Origin of the sequence: Vibrio sp. 10N.222.46.A1, from assembly GCF_041473595.1 — a bacterium.
Lineage (GTDB): Bacteria > Pseudomonadota > Gammaproteobacteria > Enterobacterales > Vibrionaceae > Vibrio > Vibrio tasmaniensis_A.
In genome coordinates this window covers 1-620 of record NZ_JBFRSN010000776.1, presented here as the reverse complement: position 1 = coordinate 620, position 620 = coordinate 1, and the positions used below count along the sequence as shown (strand labels likewise).

The following is a 620-nucleotide window of genomic DNA, read 5'->3' as shown; positions in this document are numbered from 1 at the left end:
AAGTAAGAATCATCAGACATGTTACCTCCGGTGTAATCCCACTTAAGTGTGGCAGTTCCTCAGGAGGGGGAGTCCATATTAGTCGCTATGGCGCATTGTCGACTTTTCATCATCAAGGAGAGTTTATGTCTATACCCAAGAAGTCACTATTGAGCGAGTATTCCAAAAATTCATATTTCTGTGATAGCTTTTCAAAAAAAATAAAATACAACAACCAAACTGCTATTGAAGTATTTCTTGAAATAGCAACTCAAACACCGACTTGGATTGCATTTCTGATGTCTACGAGAAACTGGGTTGTATCGAAACTCGGTTTAAAAAATTTGGGTGGTCTACAAGATGTATCCCGAGATAAATTAGGTTCAGAATATGTAGTAGGCGAACGAGTCGGTATTTTTACACTGGTCAGTTCAACTGAGAATGAAGTTGTATTAGAAGACTGTGATAAACATCTTAATGTCCGAGTTTCTTTTCTTATTGAGCCTGAAGGAGAAACCGTGATTGTTCACGCAAATACCGTGGTTCATGTGAATAATGTGTTTGGTAAGATCTATATGTTCTTCGTTACGCCATTTCATAAAATAATAGTACCAAGCACCCTGAAAGGGTTAGAACAGGCA

At 38.1% G+C, this 620-nt stretch carries 1 protein-coding gene; it reads left to right on the top strand.

Annotated features, from left to right (window positions below; genetic code table 11):
• Positions 1-125: 125 nt before the first annotated feature.
• Positions 126-620: DUF2867 domain-containing protein (locus tag AB4496_RS19955; RefSeq protein ID WP_170962730.1), on the top strand; the 495-nt coding region annotated here is incomplete at its 3' end.